Source organism: Mycobacterium sp. ZZG, assembly GCF_054786995.1.
Map to the genome: position 1 here is coordinate 1 of NZ_JBTBFV010000039.1, position 24894 is coordinate 24894.

At 68.5% G+C, this 24894-nt stretch carries 20 protein-coding genes; 5 read left to right on the forward strand and 15 right to left on the reverse strand.

What is annotated here, in order from left to right; translation table 11 throughout:
- Positions 1-160: 160 nt before the first annotated feature.
- From ACXMYJ_RS19810 to argC, 7 genes are read right to left on the reverse strand one after another with little or no spacing between them, the layout of a single operon-like run.
- Positions 161-1363 carry an argininosuccinate synthase gene (locus tag ACXMYJ_RS19810; RefSeq protein ID WP_460358613.1) on the reverse strand — a complete coding sequence of 401 codons (1203 nt, stop codon included), beginning with the start codon at positions 1361-1363 and terminating at the stop codon, positions 161-163.
- A gap of 26 nt (positions 1364-1389) precedes the next feature.
- Complete coding sequence (locus ACXMYJ_RS19815) at positions 1390-1905, reverse strand: arginine repressor (protein WP_460358615.1); 516 nt, start codon at positions 1903-1905, stop codon at positions 1390-1392.
- On the reverse strand, positions 1872-2807 hold the full coding sequence (gene argF / locus ACXMYJ_RS19820; protein ID WP_260752412.1) for an ornithine carbamoyltransferase: 936 nt from the start codon (positions 2805-2807) through the stop codon (positions 1872-1874). Before argF ends, ACXMYJ_RS19815 begins: the two co-directional genes overlap by 34 nt.
- Positions 2804-3991 (reverse strand): acetylornithine transaminase, encoded by a 1188-nt coding sequence (locus tag ACXMYJ_RS19825; protein WP_460358617.1) that lies wholly within the window; start codon positions 3989-3991, stop codon positions 2804-2806. The genes argF and ACXMYJ_RS19825 overlap by 4 nt, the downstream gene beginning before the upstream one ends.
- Entirely contained in the window at positions 3988-4860 is an 873-nt protein-coding gene (gene argB / locus ACXMYJ_RS19830; RefSeq protein WP_260752411.1) for an acetylglutamate kinase, read from the reverse strand. Before argB ends, ACXMYJ_RS19825 begins: the two co-directional genes overlap by 4 nt.
- Positions 4857-6053: a bifunctional glutamate N-acetyltransferase/amino-acid acetyltransferase ArgJ gene (gene argJ, locus ACXMYJ_RS19835; protein ID WP_396884541.1), complete on the reverse strand. Its 1197-nt coding sequence runs from the start codon at positions 6051-6053 to the stop codon at positions 4857-4859. Before argJ ends, argB begins: the two co-directional genes overlap by 4 nt.
- Positions 6050-7084, reverse strand: a complete 1035-nt coding sequence (gene argC / locus ACXMYJ_RS19840; RefSeq protein WP_460358620.1) for an N-acetyl-gamma-glutamyl-phosphate reductase — start codon at positions 7082-7084, stop codon at positions 6050-6052. Before argC ends, argJ begins: the two co-directional genes overlap by 4 nt.
- A gap of 120 nt (positions 7085-7204) precedes the next feature.
- On the opposite strand from argC, the gene ACXMYJ_RS19845 reads away from it, so the two are divergent.
- Positions 7205-10357, forward strand: coding sequence for an ATP-binding protein (locus tag ACXMYJ_RS19845; RefSeq protein WP_460358622.1), 3153 nt, complete (start codon positions 7205-7207; stop codon positions 10355-10357).
- 2 nt (positions 10358-10359) lie between these two features.
- Here ACXMYJ_RS19845 and pheT read toward each other — a convergent pair whose 3' ends face one another.
- From pheT to ACXMYJ_RS19860, 3 genes are read right to left on the reverse strand one after another with little or no spacing between them, the layout of a single operon-like run.
- Positions 10360-12846, reverse strand: a complete 2487-nt coding sequence (gene pheT, locus ACXMYJ_RS19850) for a phenylalanine--tRNA ligase subunit beta (protein ID WP_443186637.1) — start codon at positions 12844-12846, stop codon at positions 10360-10362.
- A complete protein-coding gene (gene pheS, locus ACXMYJ_RS19855; protein ID WP_443186636.1) occupies positions 12846-13889 on the reverse strand; it encodes a phenylalanine--tRNA ligase subunit alpha in 1044 nt (347 codons plus the stop codon). The genes pheT and pheS overlap by 1 nt, the downstream gene beginning before the upstream one ends.
- A gap of 43 nt (positions 13890-13932) precedes the next feature.
- Positions 13933-14757, reverse strand: a complete 825-nt coding sequence (locus ACXMYJ_RS19860; RefSeq protein ID WP_460358625.1) for an adenylate/guanylate cyclase domain-containing protein — start codon at positions 14755-14757, stop codon at positions 13933-13935.
- A 94-nt stretch (positions 14758-14851) separates the two neighbouring features.
- Between ACXMYJ_RS19860 and ACXMYJ_RS19865 the strand changes: the two genes are divergently transcribed.
- Positions 14852-15958, forward strand: coding sequence for an oxygenase MpaB family protein (locus ACXMYJ_RS19865; RefSeq protein ID WP_443186634.1), 1107 nt, complete (start codon positions 14852-14854; stop codon positions 15956-15958).
- A 4-nt stretch (positions 15959-15962) separates the two neighbouring features.
- Positions 15963-17201: an acyl-CoA dehydrogenase family protein gene (locus ACXMYJ_RS19870; RefSeq protein WP_443186633.1), complete on the forward strand. Its 1239-nt coding sequence runs from the start codon at positions 15963-15965 to the stop codon at positions 17199-17201.
- Here ACXMYJ_RS19870 and ACXMYJ_RS19875 read toward each other — a convergent pair.
- The 5 genes from ACXMYJ_RS19875 to infC all read right to left on the reverse strand — a co-directional run bounded on the left by ACXMYJ_RS19875 (position 17198) and on the right by infC (position 20876).
- Positions 17198-18556, reverse strand: coding sequence for a PE-PPE domain-containing protein (locus tag ACXMYJ_RS19875; RefSeq protein ID WP_460358628.1), 1359 nt, complete (start codon positions 18554-18556; stop codon positions 17198-17200). The two genes, ACXMYJ_RS19870 and ACXMYJ_RS19875, sit on opposite strands and share 4 nt — an antisense overlap.
- A gap of 294 nt (positions 18557-18850) precedes the next feature.
- Positions 18851-19597 (reverse strand): TrmH family RNA methyltransferase, encoded by a 747-nt coding sequence (locus tag ACXMYJ_RS19880; protein ID WP_443186630.1) that lies wholly within the window; start codon positions 19595-19597, stop codon positions 18851-18853.
- A gap of 23 nt (positions 19598-19620) precedes the next feature.
- On the reverse strand, positions 19621-20010 hold the full coding sequence (gene rplT, locus ACXMYJ_RS19885; protein WP_011780528.1) for a 50S ribosomal protein L20: 390 nt from the start codon (positions 20008-20010) through the stop codon (positions 19621-19623).
- Positions 20011-20063: 53 nt separating this feature from the next.
- On the reverse strand, positions 20064-20258 hold the full coding sequence (gene rpmI, locus ACXMYJ_RS19890) for a 50S ribosomal protein L35 (RefSeq protein ID WP_260752385.1): 195 nt from the start codon (positions 20256-20258) through the stop codon (positions 20064-20066).
- Positions 20259-20264: 6 nt separating this feature from the next.
- Complete coding sequence (gene infC, locus ACXMYJ_RS19895; RefSeq protein ID WP_260758105.1) at positions 20265-20876, reverse strand: translation initiation factor IF-3; 612 nt, start codon at positions 20874-20876, stop codon at positions 20265-20267.
- Between the two features lie 241 nt (positions 20877-21117).
- On the opposite strand from infC, the gene ACXMYJ_RS19900 reads away from it, so the two are divergent.
- Both ACXMYJ_RS19900 and lysX read left to right on the forward strand, forming a co-directional pair.
- Positions 21118-21498 (forward strand): DUF1844 domain-containing protein, encoded by a 381-nt coding sequence (locus tag ACXMYJ_RS19900; RefSeq protein WP_460358632.1) that lies wholly within the window; start codon positions 21118-21120, stop codon positions 21496-21498.
- A gap of 50 nt (positions 21499-21548) precedes the next feature.
- Positions 21549-24866: a bifunctional lysylphosphatidylglycerol synthetase/lysine--tRNA ligase LysX gene (gene lysX, locus ACXMYJ_RS19905; protein ID WP_460358651.1), complete on the forward strand. Its 3318-nt coding sequence runs from the start codon at positions 21549-21551 to the stop codon at positions 24864-24866.
- Positions 24867-24894 lie beyond the last annotated feature (28 nt).

Here is a 24894-nt window from a genome sequence, read left to right on the forward strand (position 1 = left end):
GCCTGGCTCTACATCCTCTGGCACTGCTGGCACGACGAAGTCGCCTACGATCCCACCCAACACAGGGCCCTCCAAAAGCTGATCAACCAGGATCAACCCAGGGCGGCTTGACACAGGGCAACTCATGCGTGTGCCCCCGTCGCCGCGGTGCCGCGCGCGGTCACTTGCCCGCCAGGTCCCGGCGCGCCGACAGGCTCGACGACAGTCCGTGCACGTGCACGAAACCCTTTGCCGCGGACTGGTCGAAGGTGTCGCCCTCGTCGTAGGTGGCGAGGTTGAAGTCGTACAGAGATTCCTGGCTCCGGCGTCCATTCACCGCGATGCGGCCGCCGTGCAGCACCAGCCGGATCTCGCCGGACACGTGCTCCTGTGTCTTGGCGACGAACGACTCCAGCGCGGTCTTCAACGGGGAGAACCAGAGTCCGTCATAGACCAGTTCGCCCCACTTCTGGTCGGTGGTGCGCTTGAACCGGCCGAGTTCGCGCTCCAGGGTGACGTGCTCGAGTTCGGTGTGCGCGGTGATCAGGACCATGGCGCCGGGCGCCTCGTAGATCTCGCGGCTCTTGATGCCGACGAGGCGGTCTTCGACCACGTCCAGGCGGCCCACCCCTTGGGCGCCGGCCCGCTCGTTGAGTTGCTCGATGGCCTGCAACACGGTGACAGGGTTGCCGTCGATCGAGACCGGCACACCCTTCTCGAAGCCGACGATCACCTCGTCGGGGGTGCTCCAGTTGACCGTCGGATCCTCGGTGTAGTCGTAGACGTCCTTGGTCGGCGCGTTCCAGAGGTGTTCCAGAAAGCCGGTTTCCACGGCCCGGCCCCAGACGTTCTGGTCGATCGAGAACGGTGACCGCTTCGTCACGTTGATCGGGATCGCGTTCTCCTCGGCGAACGCGATGGCCTTCTCGCGGGTCCAGGCGTAGTCGCGCACCGGAGCCAGCACCTCGAGGTCCGGCGCCAGCGAGGCGAATCCGACCTCGAAGCGCACCTGGTCGTTGCCCTTGCCTGTGCAGCCGTGGGCGACGATGCCGCCGCTGTGCTCACGGGCCGCGTCGACGAGGTGCTTGACGATCAGCGGCCGACTCAGCGCCGAGACCAGCGGGTAACGGTCCATGTAGAGGGCGTTGGACTGGATGGCCGGCAGGCAGTACTGCTCGGCGAACTCGTCGCGGGCGTCGACGACGACGGCCTCCACGGCGCCGCAGTCCAGCGCACGCTGCCGCACCACTTCCATGTCCTCGCCGCCCTGGCCGAGGTCGATGGCCACCGCGACGACCTCACGGCCGGTCTCCTTGCCGATCCAGCTGATCGCCACCGAGGTGTCCAGACCGCCGGAATACGCGAGGATGACGCGCTCGGACATAACGAAACTCCTTCTGTTGAACTGCTTCAGGCTTGTGAAAGGTTCTCGATGGTGGCGGCCAGCTCGGCGCCGGTCATCGGTTCGCGGGCGATCACGAGGATGGTGTCGTCACCGGCGACGGTCCCCACCACGTACGGCAGCGCGGCCCGGTCCAGCGCGCTGGCCAGGTAATGCGCGGCGCCCGGCGGCGTGCGCAGCACGGCGAGGTTGGCGCTGGAGTCGGTGGACACCAGCAGATCTCCGAGCAGCCGGGTGACGCGTTCGGTGCCGCCCGCGACACCTCGCACCGGGCTGCCGTCCTCGGGGACGATGTAGACGCCGACACCGCCGTCGGCGCCCCGCAGTTTGACCGCGCCGAGCTCTTCGAGGTCGCGCGAGAGCGTCGCCTGCGTGACCTCGATACCCTCGTCGGCCAGCAGCGCGGCCAGCTCACCCTGGCTGCGCACCGACTGCGACGACAGCAGCGCGACGATGCGGGCCTGCCGGCCCGCGCGGGTGCCGGCCGCCGTCACCGCCCGACCCCCGCCCGCTCCAGCAACCACACCAGCAGTGCCTTCTGCGCGTGCAGCCTGTTCTCGGCCTCGTCCCACACCGCGCTCTGCGGCCCGTCGATCACGTCGTCGGTGATCTCGTGGCCGCGGTGCGCGGGGAGGCAGTGCAGCACAACGGCTTCGGAATCCGCGCGGGCCAGCATGTCGGCGTTGACCTGGAACGGGCGGAACGGCCGCACCCGGTCGAGGCCGTCGTTCTCCTGCCCCATCGAGGTCCAGGTGTCGGTGACCAGCACGTCGGCGCCGGAGGCCGCCTGCACCGGGTCGTCGGTGAGCGTGACCGTGGCCCCGGTCTGGTGGGCCCGGGTCTCGGCTGCGGCGACGAACATCGGGTGCGGCTCGAAACCCCGCGGCGCGGCGATGGTGACGTCGATGCCCGCGGTCACCCCGCCGAGCATCAGCGAGTGCGCCATGTTGTTCGCGCCGTCGCCGAAATAGCTCAGCCGCAACCCTTTCAGCGCGCCCTTGCGTTCGCCCAGCGTCTGCAGGTCGGCCAGCACCTGGCACGGGTGGAACTCGTCGGAGAGCGCGTTGATGATCGGCACGCGGGATCCCGACGCCATCGCGGTCAGGCGCTCCTGGGCGAAGGTGCGCCACACGATCGCGTCGACGTAGCGGGACAGCACCTGCCCGGTGTCTTCGAGGGTCTCCTCGCGGCCCAGCTGGGTGCTGCGGCCGTCGACCACGACGGCGTGCCCACCCAGCTCGGCGATGCCCATCTCGAACGAGAAGCGGGTGCGAGTCGAGTTCTTCTCGAAGATCACCGCCACCCCGCGCGGCCCTTCGAGCGGCCGGCGGCTGAAGCGGTCCGTCTTGAGCTCGGCGGCCAGTGCCAGCACCTCGGCCTGCTCTTCGGGCGAGAAGTCGTCGTCGCGGAGGAAGTGCCGGGTCATCGGGGTGTCTCCTGTACCGCCTGGTCGAGGATGGAGGGAAGTGCCGACAGGAACGTCGCTACGTGGGTCTCGGTGATCACCAGTGGCGGCGCCAGCCGGACGACGGCCGGCGCCGCGGCGTTGACCAGGAAACCCGCTTCGCGTGCCGCGATTTCGACGAGCTTGGCGGCGTCGGCGGCGAGCACGATGCCGAGCAGCAGCCCGCGGCCGCGGACGTGGTCGACCAGCGGATGGCCGAGTCCCTCGATGCCGTGGGCGATCGTCTTGCCGAGCACGTCGGCGCGCTCCACCAGTCCTTCGTCGGCGAGCACCTTCAGCACCGCCAGGGCCGCGGCGGTGCACACCGGGTTGCCACCGAAGGTGCTGCCGTGCAGGCCGGGCGTGAGCAGTTCGGCGGTGGCGCCCACGGCCAGGCACGCCCCGATCGGCAGCCCGCCGCCGAGACCCTTGGCCAGCGTCACGATATCGGGGGTGATGCCGTCGTGCCGGTGGGCGAAGAACGCGCCCGTGCGGCCGATACCGGTTTGCACCTCGTCGAGCGCCAGCAGCGCGCCGTGCGCGGTGGTGATCTCGCGCGCGGCCGCCAGGTAGCCGGCCGGCGGGACGACGACGCCGCCCTCCCCCATGATCGGCTCGAAGAACACCGCGGCGGTGTCGTCGTCGACCGCGGCGCGCAGTGCGTCGACATCGCCGTAGGGCACGTGGGTCACGTAGCCGGGCAGCGGTTCGAACGGCGCCTGCTTGGACGGCTGCCCGGTCAGCGCGAGCGATCCCATCGTCCGTCCGTGAAACGCGCCCTGGGCGGCAACCAGTTTCGTGCGACCGGTGAGCCGGGTGATTTTGAACGCGACCTCGTTGGCCTCGGTGCCGGAGTTGCAGAAGAACGCCTTCGCCGGCGCGCCCAGCAGCCCGACCAGCGACTCGGCCAGCGCGACACCGGGTTCGGTGGCGTACAGGTTCGAGGTGTGGCCCAGCGTGTTCAGCTGGCGGGTCACCGCCTCGATCACCGCGGGGTGGCGATGCCCCAGCACGTTGACCGCGATACCGCCGAGCAGGTCGACGTAGGACTTGCCGTCGGTGTCGATGACGACCGCGCCGTCGCCGGCCGCCAGCGCCAGCGGCGGGGTGCCGTAGTTGTTCATCATCACCGTCGACCAGCGGTCCAGCAGGTTTCCGTCGGTCACGCGCTCACCACCTTCGTGCCCGCTCCCTCGTCGGTGAACAGTTCGACGAGCACGCAGTGCTCGACTCGGCCGTCGATGACGTGCGCGCTGGGCACGCCGCCGTCGATGGCGCGCAGGCACGCTTCGATCTTGGGCACCATGCCCTCCTCCAGGCTGGGCAGCAGGTCGGCCAATGCGTCCGAATTGATCTGGCTGACCAGGGAATCGCGGTCCGGCCAGCGGGTGTAGAGCCCCTCGACGTCGGTCAGCATCAGCAGCTTCTCGGCGCCGAGCGCCTCGGCCAGCGCGGCGGCGGCGGTGTCGGCGTTGATGTTGTACACCAGCCCGGCGGCGTCCGGGGCGATCGTGGACACAACCGGGATGCGGCCGGCGTCGATGAGGTCCAGCACGGCGTCGGTGTTGACCTTCTCGACGTCGCCGACCAGTCCGATGTCGGTGGCCACCCCGTCGACCATCACGGTGCGGCGTACCGCGGTGAACAGGTGCGCGTCCTCACCGGTGATACCGACGGCGTAGGGGCCGTACGCGTTGATCAGGTTCACCAGTTCGCGGCCGACCTGACCGAAGAGCACCATCCGGGCGACGTCGAGCACCTCAGGGGTGGTGACCCGGAAACCGCCCTTGAAATCGCCTGCGATGCCCAGCTTCTTGAGCATGGCCGAGATCTGGGGCCCGCCGCCGTGCACCACCACGGGGTGGATTCCGCAGTTGCGCAGGAAGACCATGTCGGCGGCGAACGCCGCTTTGAGCCTGTCGTCGGTCATCGCGTTGCCGCCGTACTTGACCACCACGATCTTGTCGTTCAGTGCGGTCAGCCACGGCAGCGCGGCGGCGAGCACCGCCGCCTTGTCCGAGGTGGTGACGGTCATGAGCTGTATGCCGAATTCTCTTCGACGTACGCGTGGGACAGATCTGTTGTGCGGATCGACGCCGCCCCCGAACCGACACCGAGGTCGACCACGACCGCGATCTGTTCACCCGACAGATCGACCTCACGCGCTCCCGGTGCGCCGACGCTGTTCACACACACCGGAGAACCGTTGAAGGACACGGTGATCCGCTCGGCATCGAGCTTCACCGGCGCCATGCCGACCGCGGCCAGCACCCGTCCCCAGTTGGGGTCGGAGCCGAACAGCGCGGTCTTGACCAGGCTGTCGCGGGCGATCACCCGCGCGGCGGTCAGCGCGTCGTCCTCACTCTCGGCGCCGGTGACGGTGATCAGCACCCGCTTGGTGACACCTTCGGCATCGGCCTGGAGCTGAGCGCACAGGTCGTCGCACACCCGCAGCACCGCGTCGTCGAGATCCTGCTGGCTGGGCGTCACCTCGCTGGCCCCCGAGGACAGCAGCAGGACGGTGTCGTTGGTCGAGCAGCTGCCGTCGATGTCAAGACGATCGAAGGTGCGTGACACCGCGTTCCTCAGCGCCGCCTGCAGAGCCTGCGAATCGGCGACGGCATCGGTGGTGATGACGCAGAGCATCGTGGCCAGCGACGGGGCCAGCATGCCGGCGCCCTTGGCCATCCCGCCGACCGTCCACTTGTCGTCGTGGTGCAGCGCAACCTGTTTGGGCACGGTGTCGGTGGTCATGATGGCCCGTGCGGCTTCCTCACCACCGGTGAGTCCGCCGGCCATCTCGTGCACGATCTCCCGGACGCCGGCCAGTACCTTGTCCATCGGGAGCCGGTCGCCGATCAGGCCGGTCGAGCACACGGCGACCTCGATCGCGCCGGTCTCGGTGCCCCAGTCCGACAGCGCGGACGCGACCGCCTCGGCGGTGGCATGGGTGTCCTGGAATCCGCCGGGACCGGTGCACGCGTTGGCGCCCCCGGAGTTCAGGATGACTGCGCGCAGTCGCCCGGTGGTCAGCACCTGCTGCGACCACAGCACCGGCGCGGCCTTGACCTTGTTGCGGGTGAACACGCCCGCGGCCGCATGGTCGGGGCCTTCGTTGAACACCAGCGCCAGATCCAGGTTGCCGGAGGCCTTGATCCCCGCGGCGATGCCGGTGGCCCGGAAGCCGGCGGGCGCGGTGACGCCCTGGGTGCGCAGCAGCTGTGTCATGGAGCCACTCCGACAGTCGAGAGACCTTCGGTCTCGGGCCAGCCCAGCGCGAGGTTCATCGACTGCACTGCTGCTCCTCCGGTTCCCTTCACGAGGTTGTCGATGGCGGCGACGGCGATGAACGTCGAGGCGTCCTCGTCGACCGCGATGGCGAGCTGCGCGGCGTTGCTGCCGATCACCGCACCCGTCTTGGGCAGCTGACCCTCGGGCAGCAGGTAGACGAAAGGTTCATCGGTATAAGCCTTCTCGTAGGCCGCCCGCAGTTGCGACACCGTCGCGTCGGTGCGCGCCGTGCAGGTCGCCAGTATCCCGCGCGAGGTGGGGATCAACACCGGGGTGAACGACACGGTGACGTCCGCGCCGGTGAGAGCGCGAAGCCCCTGGGCGATCTCGGGGGTGTGCCGATGCTTGCCCCCGATGTTGTACGCCCGTGCCGATCCGATGACCTCCGCGCCGAGCAGATCGACCTTGGCCGACCTGCCCGCCCCGGAGGTGCCGCTCACGGCCACCACGGTCACGGCGGGCTCGACGAGCCCTCCGGCGAGCGCGGGCCACAGCGCGAGCAGCGCCGCGGTCGGATAGCAGCCGGGCACCGCGACGCGCTTCGCGCCCCGCAGCCGCTCCCGGCCCCCGGGCAGCTCGGGCAGCCCGTAGGGCCAGCTGCCCGCGTGCTCGCAACCGTAGAACCGCTGCCAGGCGGCGGGGTCGGTGAGCCGGAAGTCGGCGCCGCAGTCGACGATCAGGACGTCCGGGCCGAGCTGCGCGGCCAGGGCGGCCGAGTGCCCGTGTGGCAGGCCGAGGAAAACCACGTCGTGGCCGGTCAGCACGTCGGCTTCGGTCGGCTCGAGCGTGCGGTCGGCCAGGGGCAGCAGGTGCGGGTGGTGCTCGGCGAGCGTCGTTCCGGCGCTGGAGGCCGCAGTCAGCGCGCCGATGGTCAGCCTGCCGTCCGCGTAGGCCGGATGACCGAGCAGAAGACGCAGAATCTCTCCCCCGGCATAACCGCTGGCACCGGCGACCGCGACGGATGTCATGCCGAAATCATGCATGGTTATGCACAAAACTGCAAATTCATTACCGGTGGTCTGCGGCCCCGGCGACGGTTCCACAGCTTACGCTGATTCCACTCGGTCCGATCGCTGCAGGAGGTTCCGATGGAACCGTATTCCTGCCGCGCGTGCGGATTGTCGCTGCGTCCCGGGGCACGCTTCTGCGACGGTTGCGGCGCGCGGGCACCGAGCGGTTCCGACGCAGAATACAAGCAGGTGACCGTCATGTTCGCCGACGTCGTGCGATCGATGGCGATCGCACGAACAGTGGGCCCCGAACGTCTCGGCGAGATCATGGCCGAGCTGGTGGGCCGGGCGACTGAGATCGTGCAACGTCACGGTGGGGTTGTCAGTCAGTTCACCGGCGACGGATTGATGGCGGTGTTCGGGGCGCCGATCGCGATGGAGCATCACGCCCTGTGCGCATGTCGAGCCGCGCTCGCGGTGTGTGCGCAGACACGTCAGGTGGCCGAGGAGGTGCGCGCTCGCGACGGCATCGAGCTGCAACTGCGGGTGGGACTGAACTCCGGACAGGTGATCGCCGGGGAGATCGGGGTCGGAACGCTCGGGTACACCACCATCGGCGAACACGTCGGCCTGGCCCAACGGATGGAATCGGTCGCGCCACCCGACGGTGTCATGCTCAGCGGGTCCACCGCACGGCTGGTCGAACGCTCTGCCACTCTCGGGCCACCCGAAAGCGTTGCCATCAAAGGGCAATCGGTTCCGTTCCCGGTCCGCCGCCTGCTGGCGGTGCCCGACGACCCCGTGCCCCCTCCGGGCCACGGCGAGCCCCTCGTCGGAAGATCCGAGGTGGTGGACACCATCGGCGCACTTCTTGACCGCACTGTCGGTGGCCGCGGCGGCGTGACGCGCATCGTAGGGCCCGCTGGGATCGGCAAGACCCGAATGGCCCGGGAGGCGTGCCGAATCGCCGCCGCGCGAGAGATGGCTGTGTACGGAACCTATTGCGAAGCGCACACACGGCATGTCTCCGCGGGGGCCGTGGCAAGACTTCTACGGACGGTGCTCGCCGTCGCCGACGACCCACCGGCCAGAGCCAGGGCCCGCGTGCGTGCCGCCTGTCCCGGGGCCGACACCGGCGATCTTCTGCTGCTCGACGACCTGCTCGGCATAGGCGATGCGTCGACGCCTCTTCCCGACATCACACCGGAAGCGCGGCTGCGCCGGATGACCGCACTGGTTCAACGGTGTCTGCTCGCCTGTGAGGCGCCGACGGTGTACTTGGTCGAGGACGCGCACTGGATCGACACCGCGAGCGAATCGATGTTCGGCGAACTCGCTGACGCGCTGGGCCACGCGCACGCCTTGCTGCTGATCACCCATCGGCCCGAGTACTCGGGCATCCTCGCCGAGATCCCGGGCACGGCGTCGCTGATGCTGCAACCCCTGCGGGGTTCGGAAACCTCGGCGCTGGTCACGGCCATGCTGGGCACCGACCCCACAGTGAGTGCGCTGACGGATCAGATCGTCGAGAAATCCTCCGGCAACCCGTTCTTTGTGCACGAGATCGTGCGCGATCTTGCCGAGCGCGGTGTCATAGAGGGTAGCCGCGGACACTACCGGTGCACCCATCCGCTCGCCGAAATCCCGGTGCCGCCAACGCTGCAAGCGACGGTCGCCGCTCGGATCGACCGCCTCGGCGCTGTTGCCAAGTCGGTGCTCTATGCCGGCGCTGTGGTCGGAATGCACGTCGACGCAAGCGTTGTGGGAGCCCTTCTCGACAATGTGCCGACGTCCGCTGCTGTTGCCGAACTGTGTCAGGCCGAGCTCGTCGAACCCGCGCCCACGGTTGCGTCGACCGGATTCGTCTTCTGCCACCCGGTCGTGCGGGCCGTCGCCTACGAATCGCAGTTGCGGTCCACCCGCAACCGACTGCACCGCCGGGCCGCAGGCGCGCTGGCGCAGACCGATGCAGTGACGGCGGATCAGCACGCGGCGATGATCGCCGAGCACCTGCACGCCGCCGGCGATCTTCGCGCAGCCTGCGAATGGCACATGCGGGCCGGAAATTGGCTCCAGCGTCGCGACCGCGCCGCAGCCTGGGCCAGTTGGCAACGGGCTCGCGCTGCGGCGACCGGCTTGCCCGAGAGCGACCCCGACCGGGCGAGGATCTTGACGACGGTTCTGACCCGCTTGTGCACTGAAGTGTCCAAGACCGGCGGGAACCTTTCCGACGCCGGGTTCGACGACCTGCGGGCGCTGTGCACCGCCTCGGGTGACGACCGGTCCCTTGCCATCGGCACCGCCGGCATGATCATGGGTCTGACCGGCCAGCACCGGCACCGGGAGGCTCTGGCTCTGACCGTCGACCTCCAGTCGTTGATCGAGTCGGTCGGCGATCCGGCACTGACTTGCGGCCTCCTGCCGGCGATCACCTATGCCATGTCGGAGGTCGGCCGGCTCCGCGAGGCGCTACGGCTGGCAGAAAAGGTGATCGGACTTGCCGCAGACGATGTGGCAAAGGGCAACGTGCTCTTCGGCTCTCCCTTGGTGAGCGCCATCAGGATGCGGGGGCTCTACCGTCTGTGCCTGGGCATCGACGGGTGGCGAACTGATGGTGACGCAGCGATCGCCCTGTCGAGGCATCTCGATCCGACGAGCCGCGTCTCGTCCGTGCTGTACAAGTACATCCTCGCGGTGCCGGTAGGCGCGTTGAAGGTAGACCGCGTCGCCCGTCGGCAGACAGCCGAAGCGCTGTCGGTCGCCGAGCAGGCAGGTGACCGGCACACCCTTGCGCTGGCGCGTATCGCCCGGGGCTTGGTGCTGGTCCATGGACGCGATCCTGGAGAGGAGGGCACCGTCCTGCTTCGGCAGGCTCGTGAATCGGTCACCACCGGCGGATTCACCTTGAATGCGGTCGCCCTCGTCGATCCTGCCCTGGCCCTGGTGTCGGCGCGGGCCGGGGAGCTAGGACACGCCATAGATCTCAGCCGCGGCGCTATCGCGCAGATGTCACACAGCGGTGAGGTGCTCTCCATGGGCGTCGCGACGACGGTACTGGTGGAGTCGCTGCTCGCCCGCGGCGCCGAAGGGGATCGGGCCGAAGCGATCGCTGCAGTCCAGCGTCTCGCGGCGATCCCCACCGACGACGGCTTCGTCCTCAATGAACTTCCGGTACTGCGGCTGCGTGCGCTCATCGCCAGATCCGACGGCGACATGTCGGCCTTCCACCGATTGCGGGAGAGCCACCAGAGGCGATGCGCGGCAGCAGGGTTCGACCTACCCGCCTACTGACCTCAGCGGCGCTGGGCAGCGCCCACCGCATCGGCCGCCGCCGCCACCGCGGCCTCGCGGGCCGCGCTGGCCTCTTCCTCGGTGAGCGTGCGGTCCGGCGCGCGGAACCGCAACGCCAACGCCAGCGACTTGCGCCCCTCGCCGATCTGTGGACCGGTGTACACGTCGAAGATCCGGACGTCTTCAAGCAGCTCGCCGGCCCCGGTCCGCACCGCGTCCACCACGCTCTGCGCCGCGACGTCCTCGTCCACGACCAAGGCGATGTCCTGGAACACCGCCGGGAACGGCGACACCGCCGGCACCGGTAAACGCTCGAGAAGCGGCACCGCGTCGAGATCTATCTCGACCGCGCAGGTCCCCTTGGGCAGGCCGGATCGTTCGACGACCGCCGGGTGCAATTGCCCGGCGTGCCCGACGACGACGTCGCCGACCAGGATCTCCGCGCATCGACCGGGATGCCACGGCAGGTATTGGGCGGCCCGGAAGGTGAACTCGATGCCGGCGGCGCGGCCGATGATGCGCACGGCCTCGAAGGCGTCGGCGGCCTCGACGGGACGCCCCCGGCCCCACGGCCCTGCCGGTTCACGCAGTCCGGCCAGCACCACCCCGACGTGCTGGGGCTGGCGAGGCAGCGATGCGTCCAGCGCGGCGATCTCGTCGTCGGTGGGACGCCGGTCGTTCGGGATGCGCTCCACGGCCTTGGTCTCGGCGCTCGGCTGCACCACCTGCGCGATCGCGAACAGCGCCACGTCGGCGGCACCCCGGGAGACGTTGCGGGTCAACGCTTCGAGCAGTCCCGGCAACAGAGTGGTGGCCAGGTGCGGCCTGTCCGACTCGAGCGGGTTGAGCACCTCGGCGGTGTTCCGGCGCGGATCGCCGGCTTCCAGCCCCCACTGGTCGAAGATTCCCGCGGGCAGGAACGGAGTGGGCAGAATCTCCACGAAACCGTTGAGAGCCAGCGACTTTCCGATGGCGCGCCGACGCTTCTGGACGGCCGTCAGGCCGCGGCCGGCCGGGGCGGCGGGCAGCACCGACGGGATGACGTCCAATCCTTCGAGACGCATCACCTCCTCGACCAGATCGGCGGGCTGCCGGATGTCGGGCCGCCAGCTGGGCGGGGTCGCGGTCAGCGTCGCATCGTCGACGACGACCGCGGCACCGATCTGGGTCAGCCGCTTGCGGGCGGTGCCCTCCGGGTACGCGACGCCGGCGGTTCGGTCCGGCAGATCGACCGGCATGCTCACCGGCGGATGCGTCCAGTCCTCGCGAGGCGGATCGCCGCGCCAATCGGTGAGCGTGGGTTCGACTGTGCCACCGGCGATCTCGGCGAGCAGCCTCGACGACCGGTCCAGCGCGGCGACCGAGACGGCCGGGTCCACGGTGCGCTCGTAGCGCCGGCCCGCCTCGCTGTGCAGGCGCAGCCGGCGTTGAGTGCGCGACACCGCTGCAGGGTCCCAGACCGCCGCCTCCAGCAGGACGTCGGTGGTGGACTCACGCACCTCGGTGGTCCCCGCCCCCATCACACCGCCGATCGCCGCGGTCGCGGCGTCGTCGACGATCAGCACGTCGACCGGATCGAGCGTGCGCTCGACATCGTCGAGGGTGACGACCTTCTCCCCCTGCTCGGCGAAGCGCACCCGGAATCCGCCGGTGATCAGGCTGCGGTCGTGAGCGTGCATCGGGTGGCCGAGTTCGAGCATCACGTAGTTGGTGACGTCGACCGCCGGAGAGATCGCCCGGATTCCGCTGAGCAGCAATCTGCGCTGAAGCCACCACGGCGACACCGCCTGTGGGTCGATCCCGGTGACCGGGCGCAGACCGAACCGCTGCACTCCCGTGCCGGCGTCGATGGTGACCGGCAGCGCCTCGCCGTCGGCGGGCAGTGGGGGCACATCCGCGGGGTCGACGAACTCGAGGTCGTAGGCATTGGCGATCTCGCGCGCCATGCCGCGAACCGACAGGCAGTAGCCCCGGTCCGGGGTGATCGCGAGATGGAACACCACGTCGTCGAGGCCGAGGACGTCGGCAGCGGCAGTGCCCGGTTCGGCGGTCCCCGGCGGCAGCACCAGGATCCCGGAGTGGTCCGTACCGAGGTTGAGTTCGGACACCGAGCAGATCATGCCCTCGGAAGTGCGCCCGTACGTCTTGCGCGTCGCGATGGTGAAATCGCCGGGAAGCACGGTGCCGGGCAGGGCCGCCACGACCAGGTCGCCGACATTGAAATTGGTTGCCCCGCACACGATGTCACGGATGCCCGACGACCCCACATCGACCTTGACCGCGCGTATCGGTTTCTTGAACTCGGTGAGCTCTTCGATTTCGACGACGCGACCGATGGTCAGCGGCCCGCTGACGGGCCCGACCGGGATGATCTCTTCGACCTCGTGGCCGATCCGGATGAGTGTCTGCTCGAGCTCGTCGGCGGGCACGTCCCAGCCCGGTGCGCCGGCTTGCACGGTGTCGCGGAGCCAGCTGTACGGAAGACGCATCAGGCTCCCACCCCGAACGGCAGCGAGAATCGGACGTCACCCTCGACCATGTCGCGCATGTCGGGGATGCCGTTGCGGAACTGCAGGGTTCGCTCCAGGCCCATGCCGAACGCGAAGCCGGAATACACCTGCGGGTCGATACCGCAGGCGCGCAGCACGTTCGGGTTCACCATCCCGCAGCCGCCCCACTCGACCCAGCCGGGTCCGCCCTTCTTGTTCGGGAACCAGATGTCAACCTCCGCGGACGGCTCGGTGAACGGAAAGAAGTGCGGCCGGAACCTGGTGCGGCCCTGCGGGCCGAACTGAGCGCGGGCGAACGCGTCGAGCGTGCCGCGCAGGTTGGCCATCGTCAGCCCCTTGTCCACGGCCAGACCCTCGACCTGGTGGAACACCGGGGTGTGGGTGGCGTCGAGCTCGTCGGTGCGGAAGGTGCGCCCGATCGAGATGATGTACACCGGTAGCTCGCGTTCCAGCAGCGCCCGGATCTGCACCGGTGAGGTGTGCGTGCGCAACACCTGCCGCGAACCTTCCGGTGCGACATGGAACGTGTCCTGCTCGCTGCGGGCCGGATGATCGGGCGGGAAGTTCAGCGCGTCGAAGTTGAACTGCTCGGTCTCGACCTCGGGACCCTCGGCGAGTTCCCAGCCCATCGCGACGAACGTGTCGGCGACGTTCTCGGCCAGGATCGTGATCGGGTGCCGCGCTCCCACCGGCTGACGGGTCGACGGCAGGGTGACGTCGATACGCTCGGCGACCAGGACGGCGGCGTCACGCTCGGCGCGAAGGACGGCCAGGCGCTCGTCGTAGGCGGCCTGCGCCTCGGTGCGCGCCACGTTGACCCGCTTGCCCGCGTCGGCACGGTCGGCCTTCGGCAGAGATCCCAGGGCCTGGCGTGCCAGCGCGATCGGCGAACGGTCGCCGAGGTGCTCGGTCTTGGCCTTGGCGAGCTCGTCGAGGGTCGAGGCCTGGTCGAACGCGCGGCGAACCGCGCTGACGGCGTCGGCCAGCGCTTGGTCTGATAGGTCTACTGGCTGCTCAGCCACCCGGCGATCATAGGCGATGCGTCGCCGGGCGCTTCGCGCGCGATCACTCTCCGGCGGCGGCCTCGTCGTCCTCGCCGCCAGGTGCCTGCCGCAGAGTTCTGAGGCGGTACATGGCGAAGTCGGCCGGCACGCCGTCCTGCCGCGCGGCGAAGACGTGTCGGCGCAGCTTCCGGGCCGAGACGCCCAGCGTCTGGAATTCCTCGTCGGGGATGCGTTCCAGGGTCGCTTCGGAGACCACCAGCTCGCCGCGGGTGGCGCGTTCCATTACCCGGGCCGCCAGGTTCACGTCGATGCCGAGCCAGTCCGAGCCGATGCGCTGCGGACGGCCGGTGTGGATCCCGACCCGCATCCGCGGCGTATACCCGTCGAGGTCAAGCGCTTTGACCGCCTGTCGGGCGGCGATGGCGGCCCGCACCGCGGTGGTGGGGTCGGCGAACACCGCCATCAGGCCGTCGCCCATGCGCTTGACGATGTGCCCGCCGGATTCCAGCAGCGGCGGTTCGACCACCTGAGACACCCGCCGCAGCAGGCGCAGGGTGGCGTCGTCGCCGGCCCGCAGCGACCACGCCGAGAAGCCCACCAGATCGGTGAACACCAGCGTCACCTCGGCGTTGGCCGGGCGACCCGAGACACGCTCGGTCAGTGCCTGCCAGACCTGCAATGCCCCCAGGCTCACCTCGCGGGTCGCCGCATCGCGTTCCAGGATGCGGTCGGCGGCCCGGGCGGCGGCCCGGGGGCCGCCGACACCGCTGGCCGAGAGCGGATCCCCGAAGTCGGGATCCCCCGGCAACGCCCGCCGGGTGCGACGAAGAAACGCGATGAGGCCGTCGTGGTGATTCACGCCCTTCAACCAGCCGACCGCGTCCACGGCGCAAGCCTAATCCAGCGGCCCCGGGCCCCTTCCGATTCATAGACAACGGTCGTTGTCAGCGCCTATCGTGGAACAGGTGCGATCAACGGCGATGGCAGATTCCCCCGCGGCTCCCTTCGAGTCTTCCGCGGGGTCCCCCGACGGGTGTCTCTCAGAGCGCTCCTCGACGACCTCGGCGACCCACCCGCTGGGCCCGGATTCGCTGACGTGGAAGTACTTCGGTGACGTCCGTACCGGCATACTCGGCGTCTGGATCGGTGCCATCCAGAACATGTATCCGCAACTCGGCGCCGGTGTCGAGGACCATTCAATCCTGCTGCGCGAACCCCTTCAGCGGGTGGCGCGCTCGGTGTATCCGATCATGGGCGTGGTCTACGACGGTGACCGTGCCGCGCAGACGGGAGCCCAGATCCGCGGCTTCCACAACACCATCAAGGGCGTCGACGCCGAGGGCCGTCGGTACCACGCACTGCACCCCGAGACGTTCTACTGGGCACACGCGACATTCTTCATGCTGATCATCAAGACCGCCGAGTACTTCTGCGGCGGCCTGACCGAAGCCGAGAAGGAGCAGCTGTTCGAGGAGCACGTGCAGTGGTACCGGATGTACGGGATGAGCATGCAGCCGGTCCCCGAGTCCTGGGAGGCATTCTGCGAGTACTGGGACCGCAAATGCCGCGAGGAGCTGGAGATCAACCAGGCCACACTGGACATCTTTTCGATGCGGATCCCCAAGCCGTGGTTCGTGATGATGCCCACCCCCCTCTGGGATCAGATCTTCAAACCGATGCTCGGCGCCCAACGCTGGGTTGCCGCAGGCGTTTTCGACCCCGCCGTGCGCGAGCGGGCCGGCATGCGGTGGACACCGGGCGACGAGATCGTGCTTCGCCTGTTCGGCAAGCTGGTCGAGCTCGCGTTCCTCGCCGTGCCCGACGAGATCCGGCTCCATCCCCGTGCGGTCGCGGCCTACCGCCGCGCCGAGGGCAAGATCCCCGCCGACGCTCCGCTGGTGGAGGCCCCAGGGTTCATGGCCCCGCCGCGGGACCGGCGCCACATGCCGATGCACTACCTTCCGCCGCAGAAATCTTTGTTGACTCGCGTCGGCGCGCTGGTTCATACCACGTTTTTTCTGGCGGGCTCTCTGGCCGGGGCACGCCGACCGGCTGTCAACCGTCGCGGATCGGGTAAGGCAGCCTGAACGCATGCTCGAATGGTCTGACGTCGACATCGCTGTGCGCGACGCTGTACGGGAGTTCGTGGACAAGGAGATCCGGCCGCACCTCGACGAGCTCGAGAGCGGTGGGCTGGAGCCCTACCCCATCATCCGAAAGCTGTTCTCGACCTTCGGGATCGACGCGATGGCCAAGGAGTCGCTGGAGAAACGCCTCAACCGCTTGCGTGACGGCGACGAGCGACCGGCGAAATCCGGTGGCGGCATGTTCGGCGGCGGCTCGCCCGGCATGGGGTTCGTGCTCATCAGCGAGCTGTGCCGGGTGTCGATGGGTCTGGTGACCGGCATGGGCGTGAGCTTGGGCCTGACCGTGCCGACGATTCAGAGCCGCGGCACGCTGGCTCAGCAGGAACGCTGGCTTCCCGGCCTGGTGACCTACGAGAAGATCGGCGCGTGGGCGATCACCGAGCCCGATTCCGGCTCGGACGCGTTCGGCGGCATGAAGTCCTACGTGGTGCGAGACGGCGACGACTACATCCTGAACGGGCAGAAGACGTTCATCACCAACGGTCCGGACGCCGACGTGGTGGTGGTCTACGCCAAGTTGGACGAGGGTGACGGCGCCGACAAACGCGACCGCAAGGTCCTGACCTTCGTCCTGGACAAGGGCATGGACGGCTTCGAGCAGTCCAAGCCGTTCCGCAAGATGGGCATTCACTCGTCACGCACCGGTGAACTGTTCTTCCACAACGTGCGCCTGGGACGCGACCGGCTGCTCGGTGAGACCGAGTCCGGCGGCGGCGACGCCCAAGATTCCAGGGACAGCGCCCGCTCCAGCTTCTCGACCGAGCGCATCGGTGTGGCGGCCATGGCGCTCGGCGTGATCGAGGAGTGTCTGCGGCTGAGCGTGGACTACGCCAAGAGCCGCAAGTTGTGGGGCCAGGAGATCAGTCAGTTCCAGCTCATCCAGCTCAAGCTGGCCAACATGGAAGTCGCGCGAATGAACGTGCGCAACATGCTGTTCCGCGTCATCGAGTCTGCACAGGCCGGCACCCCGACCTCCCTGGCGGAGGCGTCGGCGATCAAGTGGTACTGCTCGCAGGCCGCCACTGACGTCGCGATGGAGGCCGTGCAGTTGTTCGGTGGCAACGGCTACATGACCGAGTACCGCGTCGAGCAGCTCGCCCGGGACGCCAAGTCCCTGATGATCTACGCGGGAAGCAACGAAGTCCAGATCACCCACGTGGCCCGGGGGCTGCTCAGCGGCTAACCGTCGGCGCCGCCGTCGTTGCCGGTGTTGTTGTCACCGTTGCCGCCGTCGTTCCCGCTGTTGTTGCCGTCGTCACCGCTGCCGCCGCCATTGCCGCTGTTGTCGCCGCCGTCATTCCCGGTGTCGTTGCCGCCGACGTCGTTCGCCCCGGCGTCGTTGTCACCGTCGTTGCCCCCGCTGTCGTCGCCCGGCTCCGCTTCGATTTCTCCGCCCGGCAACTCGTTGTCCTCGGTGGGTTTCGTGCCGTCCTGCGACGGATTCTGCTCCGGGGTGTGCGCCTGGGTCCCGGGCTGGACTTCGGGTTCGAAGACGACGGTGGGGACGCTTCCGGCCGACCGTTCGATCAGCTTCTGGCTGTCGTTGTTCACGTCACCGGTCTGTGCGACGGGTCCGGTCTGCCCGGTGGTCTCGCCCGCCGGCGCGGGACCGAGGGATCGCTGGGACGCCCCGCTCTCTTCAGGACCGGGCTGCGACATCGTCAGCTGCGGAGTAACCGTGGACCCGGTCAGCTCCTCGGCCGCTCGCGTGGACAGCTGCAGGTCATCCAGGTTCGGTGGAATACCGACCGTCCACTTGGGCCGGTTGTAGGCAGAGTCGATGATCGGCCTCAACAGGTCGTCCATGAAGTCGACGAACCGCGGGTCGAAGCCCCAGTCGAGCATCGGCCGCAGCAGCGGGAGCAGCGGGGTCTGGATCAGCACCGTGGTGAGGCTGCCGCCGGCGTCGTTGGCGTCGATGTAGTACTTCGTCGGCACAGTGAAGATGTCGGTCCAGGCCGCCTTGACGTGCAGGTCGACGCCGCCCATCACGGCGTTGAGCACGGCCAGCAGATTGAACGGATTGTCCGGCCAGTCCGAGACGCCGTCGTATTCGGCCATCACGACCATGACGTGGTAAGGGGTCTCCGGCAGCGGCTGATACGGGATGCCGCCGACGGTCATCATCAGGGGATTCGGCGCACCGTAGATCATCACGTTGAAGCGCGTGGGATCTGGGCGTTGGTCGGGCTCGAGAGCCATCAACATGCGCACGACCCGGTCGACGGCGGGAGCACCCTCCGACACGCCACCGATGGTGATGAGCTCGTCGGGCTTGTCCCTCAGCGTGTCGACCACCGCCGTGTAGAGGCTCTGCGTTCCCATTTCCACCGAGTACACGAAGTCGTCGGTGCCCGGGAACGGCACGCTGACGCGGGTGTACTCGCCGAAGAAGCCGCCGAACGCGGTCGACATCTGCTCGTCGGTCAGTTCGGCATAACCTCCCTTGCCCCCGACCAGCAGTGCCGTCGCGCCGTTCGCGACGGCCGGCGCAAACGCCACCCCGATGATCCCGATGAATGTGACCAAGCGCTTCATGGTCCCCACCCGCCCCCGTGTAGAAAGTTTCCCCTTAGTCTCCGAGGCTACGAATCAGCAAACTTTTCAACAATGGACCAACGGGTCCATTTTCGGCCTGGATCCAGGGACTAGATCCCTGCCGGATACCTCGTGAATCCGAGGAACGATCATGATCAGGACGCGTTCAGCGGTGACACCAAGCCGACCTGTCCGCCAGGCGGCAACGCCGTGCCGGATCTGTGTAAGAAGGCCTCGTGCGGTTCCGGCAACGGCCAGGCGGCGGCGTACGGACCACCCCGGACGTAGGAAGGTTCAGAGATGGTCGCGGGCTCGTGCGCTCTGGTACAAGCAGATCGCTGCCGCGGAGGCTACGTTGAGGCTCTCGGCGTGACCGGGCATCGGGATGCGGATTCCGGCGGTGGCGAGTTCGACGACTTCGGCGGGCAGCCCGTGGGCTTCCGGACCGAACAGCCACGCCGTGGGGACCGACAAATCCACCTTGTCGAGGCTGACCTGGCCGTCGAGCACCGTCGCCAGGACCTGAAGGCCGGAATCCCTGAGCCGGGCGACGGCACCTGCCGCGTCCGGCGCGCTGATCACCGGGACCGAGAAGATGCTGCCCGCCGAGGCGCGCAGGCACTTGCCGTTGTAGGGGTCGACGCTGTCGCCGGCGAGCACCACCGCGTCGGCGCCCATCGCGTCAGCGACGCGGATCAGTGTGCCCGCGTTGCCCGGCTCAGAGATGCCGACCGGCACCGCGACCAGTGTGGGGTCGGCGGCCAGCACATCGTCGAGGCTCGTTTCCGGCATCGAACAGACCGCGACCAGGCCGACCGGAGTGACGGTGTCGGACAAGGCTTTTGCGGCCTTGTCCGACACCAGGTGCACCGGCGCGCTTCCCAGCAGCGCGGTGAATCGCTCCGCGGCGGTCTCGGTGGCGAAAACCTCGTGAACGAGACCGCGCCGCATCGCTGCCTCGACGAGGTTGGGACCTTCGGCGAGGAAACGTGCGGCGCGGCGGCGCCCGGTGTGGCGGTGCAGTTTGACTGCCGCCACCACCCGGGCAGAACGCTCGGTGAGGGTCAGGCAGCCTCGCCCGACGGAGCGTTGACATCCTCTGGCAGCGCGGCCTTGGCGACCTCGACCAGCGCGGTGAAGGCGGCCGGATCGCTGACGGCGATCTCGGCGAGGTTCTTCCGGTCGACCTCGACACCAGCGGCCTTGAGGCCCTGGATCAGCCGGTTGTAGGTGATGTCGTTGGCGCGGGCGGCGGCGTTGATGCGCGAGATCCACAACTTGCGGAACTCGCCCTTGCGGGCGCGACGGTCACGGTAGGCGTAGGTCAGCGAGTGCAGCTGCTGTTCCTTGGCCTTGCGGTACAGCCGGGACCGCTGTCCGCGGTAGCCCTTCGAGGCCTTCAGTACGGTGCGCCGCTTCTTCTGCGCGTTGAGTGCGCGCTTCACGCGTGCCATGGGGGTCTTCCTATCTCGGTGGGGTCAGATTCAGGCTTCAGTCGGCTGCGGCTCTAGCCGTTGAGCATCTTCGCGATGCGTTTGGCGTCGCTGGGCGACACCGTGGTGCGGCCGTCGAGCCGACGCGTGCGCTTGGACGGCTTGTGCTCAAGAAGGTGCCTGCGGTTGGCCTTCTGACGGACGATCTTGCCGGTTCCGGTGCGACGGAACCGCTTCGAAGCGCCGCTGTGGGTCTTCGCCTTGGGCATGTTTCCTCAGTTCTTCGGTGTGTCGGTGGGTGCTTCGCCGGACTGCGCGTCGCCGCGCCGCGCCGACGGGGTGTCGGCATCCTGCGCCGCCTTGGCGCGAGTCTTCGCACCGCGGTGCGGCGCCAGCACCATCGTCATGTTGCGGCCGTCCTGCTTGGCGGACGTCTCGATGAAGCCGTAATCGGCGACATCGGCGCCCAAGCGTTGCAGGAGCCGGAAACCCAGTTCGGGCCGCGACTGCTCGCGTCCGCGGAACATGATCGTCACCTTGACCTTGGACCCGGCTTCCAGGAAGCGGATGACGTGACCCTTCTTGGTCTCGTAGTCATGCGGGTCGATCTTGGGACGCAGCTTCTGTTCCTTGACGACGGTCTGCTGCTGGTTCTTGCGAGACTCGCGCGCCTTCTGGGCCGTCTCGTACTTGAACTTGCCGTAGTCCATGATCTTGCACACCGGCGGCTTGGCGTCCGGGGCTACTTCGACAAGGTCGAGATCGGCATCCGCGGCGACGCGGAGTGCATCTTCGATGCGCACGATGCCTACCTGTTCACCGCCCGGTCCGATCAGGCGGACTTCAGGTACGCGGATGCGCTCGTTGACGCGGGTCTCAGTGCTGATGGGGCCTCCCTGGATAGTTCCTGCTGTCCTCGCGGAACCCCATCACCGCCGGCGCGCTGTTCCCGAGAAACAGACAAGCCCTGCTCGAAGCAGGGCCCAAAGCCGACCAGGACAGACATCGTCGATGCCTGTGACCGGACCGCGTAGCCTTCGGATAGCCCGTGGCCGGCGGTGGGAGTTGGGACTCCACTTGCTGTCCCTGGCGTCAGCCGGGACGGTCGCGCATGCCAGTCTAGCAGGCATGACCGATAGCTCTGACATCCCCGAATCCGACGGCGTCGAAGACCTCGCCGGATCGGCCGAGGTGCGCGAACTGGCGACCATACCCGCGGTCGAGGTGATCACCCGCGCGGCCGTGATGCTGATGAGTGCCGCCGCCGAGAAGCTCGGGCTGTCGGACCCCGACCCCGAACAGAGCCCGTACCTCGACCTCGACGAGGCTCGCCGCCTCATCACCGCGCTTGCCGGGCTGGTCACCGCTTCGGCGGAGTACCTCGGCCCGCACGCCGGCCCGGTCCGCGACGGGTTGAAGACGCTGCAGCTGGCGTTCCGTGAGGCCAGCGCCGCACCCGACGAGCCGGGACGCGGTCCGGGCGAGAAATACACCGGCCCGGTCTGGTAGCACCGCCGGACATCCCCGCCGGACATCCCCGCAAGTCACAGGCCGAGCGAATATCCTCGCGCCCTATGCCCCCAACCAGCCTCGTCCGGGCACATCCGACGTCCAGTCACCGCTGGGTGCCCGCAGCGGCCGGCTGGATCGTGGGTGTGATCGCGACGTTGTCGCTGGTGGCCAGCATCTCACCGTTGGTCCGGTCGCTGATCCGGGTGCCGCGCGAGTGGGTCAACGACTACATCTTCAACTTTCCCGACACCAGTTTCGCCTGGGCGTTCGTGCTGGCTCTGTTGGCCGCCGCGCTGGCCGCGCGCAAACGCATCGCGTGGTGGATCCTCGTCGGCTACATGGTCGCGGCGGCCGGCTGGAACATTGCCGGTCTCGCCGACGGAGGTGAGCGCTGGTTCCAGGAAGTCGGCGAGATCATCGGTCTGGGCTTCCATCTGGCCGCGATCGCGTTCCTGCTGCTGGCCCGCAAGGAGTTCTGGGCGCGGGTCCGTCGCGGCGCACTGCTCAAGGCGGCCGCCACGCTGGTTGCCGGCATGGCCGTCGGCACGCTCGTCGGCTGGGGGTTGCTTGAGCTGTTCCCGGGATCTCTGGCCCGCCCGGACCGGTTCTGGTACGCGCTGAACCGCGTCACCGCGTTCGCCGGCGCCGACGCCGATTCGTTCAGCGGGCATCCGCACGTGTTCGTCAACGCGCTGCTCGGTCTTTTCGGAGCGGTGGCCCTGATGGTGACGGCCATCGTGCTGTTTCAGTCGCAGCGCGCCGAGAACGCGCTCACCGGCGAGGACGAGTCGGCGATCCGCGGCCTGCTGGAGCTGTACGGCAAGAACGACTCACTGGGTTATTTCACCACCAGGCGCGACAAGGCGGTCGTCTTCGCCCCGAGTGGACGCGCCGCGATCACCTACCGGGTAGAGGTCGGTGTGTGCCTGGCCAGTGGGGACCCGGTGGGTGATCCGAAGGCCTGGCCGCAGGCCATCGCGGCGTGGCTGAAGCTCTGCCAGACCTACGGCTGGGCCCCCGGCGTGATGGGGGCGAGCTCGGCGGCGGCGCAGGCGTTCCGGGATGCCGGGCTCAGCGCACTCCAACTCGGGGACGAGGCGATCCTGCATCCGGAGAACTTCCGGCTGTCGGGCCCCGACATGCGGGCGGTCCGCCAGGCCGTCACCCGCGCACGGCGTTCCGGGGCCACCGTCCGGATCCGCAGGCACCGGGAGTTGTCCGCTGACGAGATGAACGCGGCGATCGAACGCGCCGACGCCTGGCGGGACACCGAGGACGAACGGGGCTTCTCCATGGCGCTGGGACGGCTCGGTGATCCGGCTGACGGGGACTGCCTGCTCGTCGAGGCGGTCCAGGGCGGTCAGGTCGTCGCGATGCTGTCCCTGGTCCCGTGGGGCGGCAACGGGGTGTCGCTGGACCTGATGCGCCGTTCCCCGCACTCCCCCAACGGCACCATCGAGCTGATGGTCAGCGAACTGTGCATGCAGTCCGAGGACATCGGCGTCACCCGGATCTCGTTGAATTTCGCGATGTTCCGCTCCGCGTTCGAGCAGGGCGCACAGTTGGGCGCCGGTCCGGTGGCGCGACTGTGGCGCTGGCTGCTGGTGTTCTTCTCGCGCTGGTGGCAGCTGGAGACGCTGTACCGGTCCAATATGAAGTACCAGCCCGAGTGGGTGCCGCGGTACGCATGCTACGAGGACGCCCGGCTGGTGCCCCGCGTCGGGGTGGCGTCGGTGATCGCCGAAGGCTTTCTGGTGCTTCCCTTTTCGCGGCGCCACGACCAACCGCACACCGGCCACCACATCGCCGCGCCGGACCCGCTGATGGCCACCGGCCTGTTGCACAGCGACGGCACGGCACCCGACGGGATCGGCCTGCAGGCCGCTCCGGCCGACGAGGAGCAGCCCAGGTTGCCCGAGCAGGTGCGGGTCCGGATGGCCAAACTCAAGGCCCTGCAGGCCCAGGGCGTGGACGCATATCCCGTGGGCAACCCGCCGAGCCACACCGTCACCGACGCCTTGGCGGCCGCGAGCAGCGCCGAAGTCACCGTGGCGGGCCGGGTGCTGCGGCTGCGTGACTATGGCGGTGTGTTGTTCGCCCAGCTGCGTGACTGGTCGGGCGAAATCCAGCTGGTACTGGACAATTCACAGCTCACAGACGGCACCACCGCCGACTTCACCCGCACCATCGACCTCGGCGACCTGATCGAGGTCACCGGGACGATGGGCCACAGCCGTTCGGGCAAGTGGTCACTGCTGGCGACGGCCTGGCGGCTGACCGGCAAGTGCCTGCGTCCACTGCCCGACAAGTGGAAGGGGCTCACCGATCAAGAGGCGCGGGTGCGTGCCCGTTACGTCGACCTCGCCGTCAACACCGAAGCCCGGGATCTGATCCGGGCGCGCAGCGGGGTGTTACACGCGATCCGGGAAACCTTGGTGGACAAGGGCTTTCTGGAGGTCGAGACGCCGATCCTGCAGCAGATACACGGCGGCGCGAATGCACGGCCGTTCCTGACCCATATCAACGCCTACGACCTCGACCTATATCTGCGGATCGCACCGGAGCTTTACCTGAAGCGGTTGTGCGTCGGCGGTGTCGAGCGGGTGTTCGAGCTCGGCCGGGCGTTCCGCAACGAGGGTGTCGACTTCAGCCACAATCCCGAGTTCACGTTGTTGGAGGCCTATCAGGCGCACGCCGACTACCAGGTGTGGATCGACGGTTGCCGGGAGCTGATCCAGAACGCCGCGCAGGCGGCCAACGGCGCGCACGTGTTCATGCGGCCCCGCGAGGACGGTGTGCTCGAACCCGTGGATATCTCCGGGCAGTGGGCGGTCAAGACGGTGCACGGCGCGGTGTCGGAGGCGCTCGGTGAACAGATCGGCCCCGATACCGACCTGGCGACGCTGCGGCGGCTGTGTGACCGGGCGGGGATCCCGTACCTGACGCACTGGGACGCCGGTGCGGTGGTCCTGGAGATGTATGAGCACCTGGTCGAGGATCAGACCCGGGAACCGACGTTCTACAAGGATTTCCCGACGTCGGTCTCGCCGCTGACCCGTCCACACCGAAGCATCCCGGGGGTGGCCGAGCGGTGGGATCTGGTGGCCTACGGCGTCGAGCTGGGCACCGCCTACAGCGAGCTGACCGATCCGGTGGAGCAACGCCGGCGGTTGCAGGAGCAGTCGCTGCTCGCCGCGGGCGGGGACCCGGAGGCGATGGAACTCGACGAGGATTTCCTTCAGGCGATGGAGTACGCGATGCCGCCGACAGGGGGCCTCGGCATGGGTGTGGACCGCGTCGTCATGCTCATCACCGGGCGCAGCATCCGCGAGACGCTGCCGTTCCCGCTGGCCAAGCCGCGGTAGCCCGGCCGTCGTACCGAACCGCGTTGGC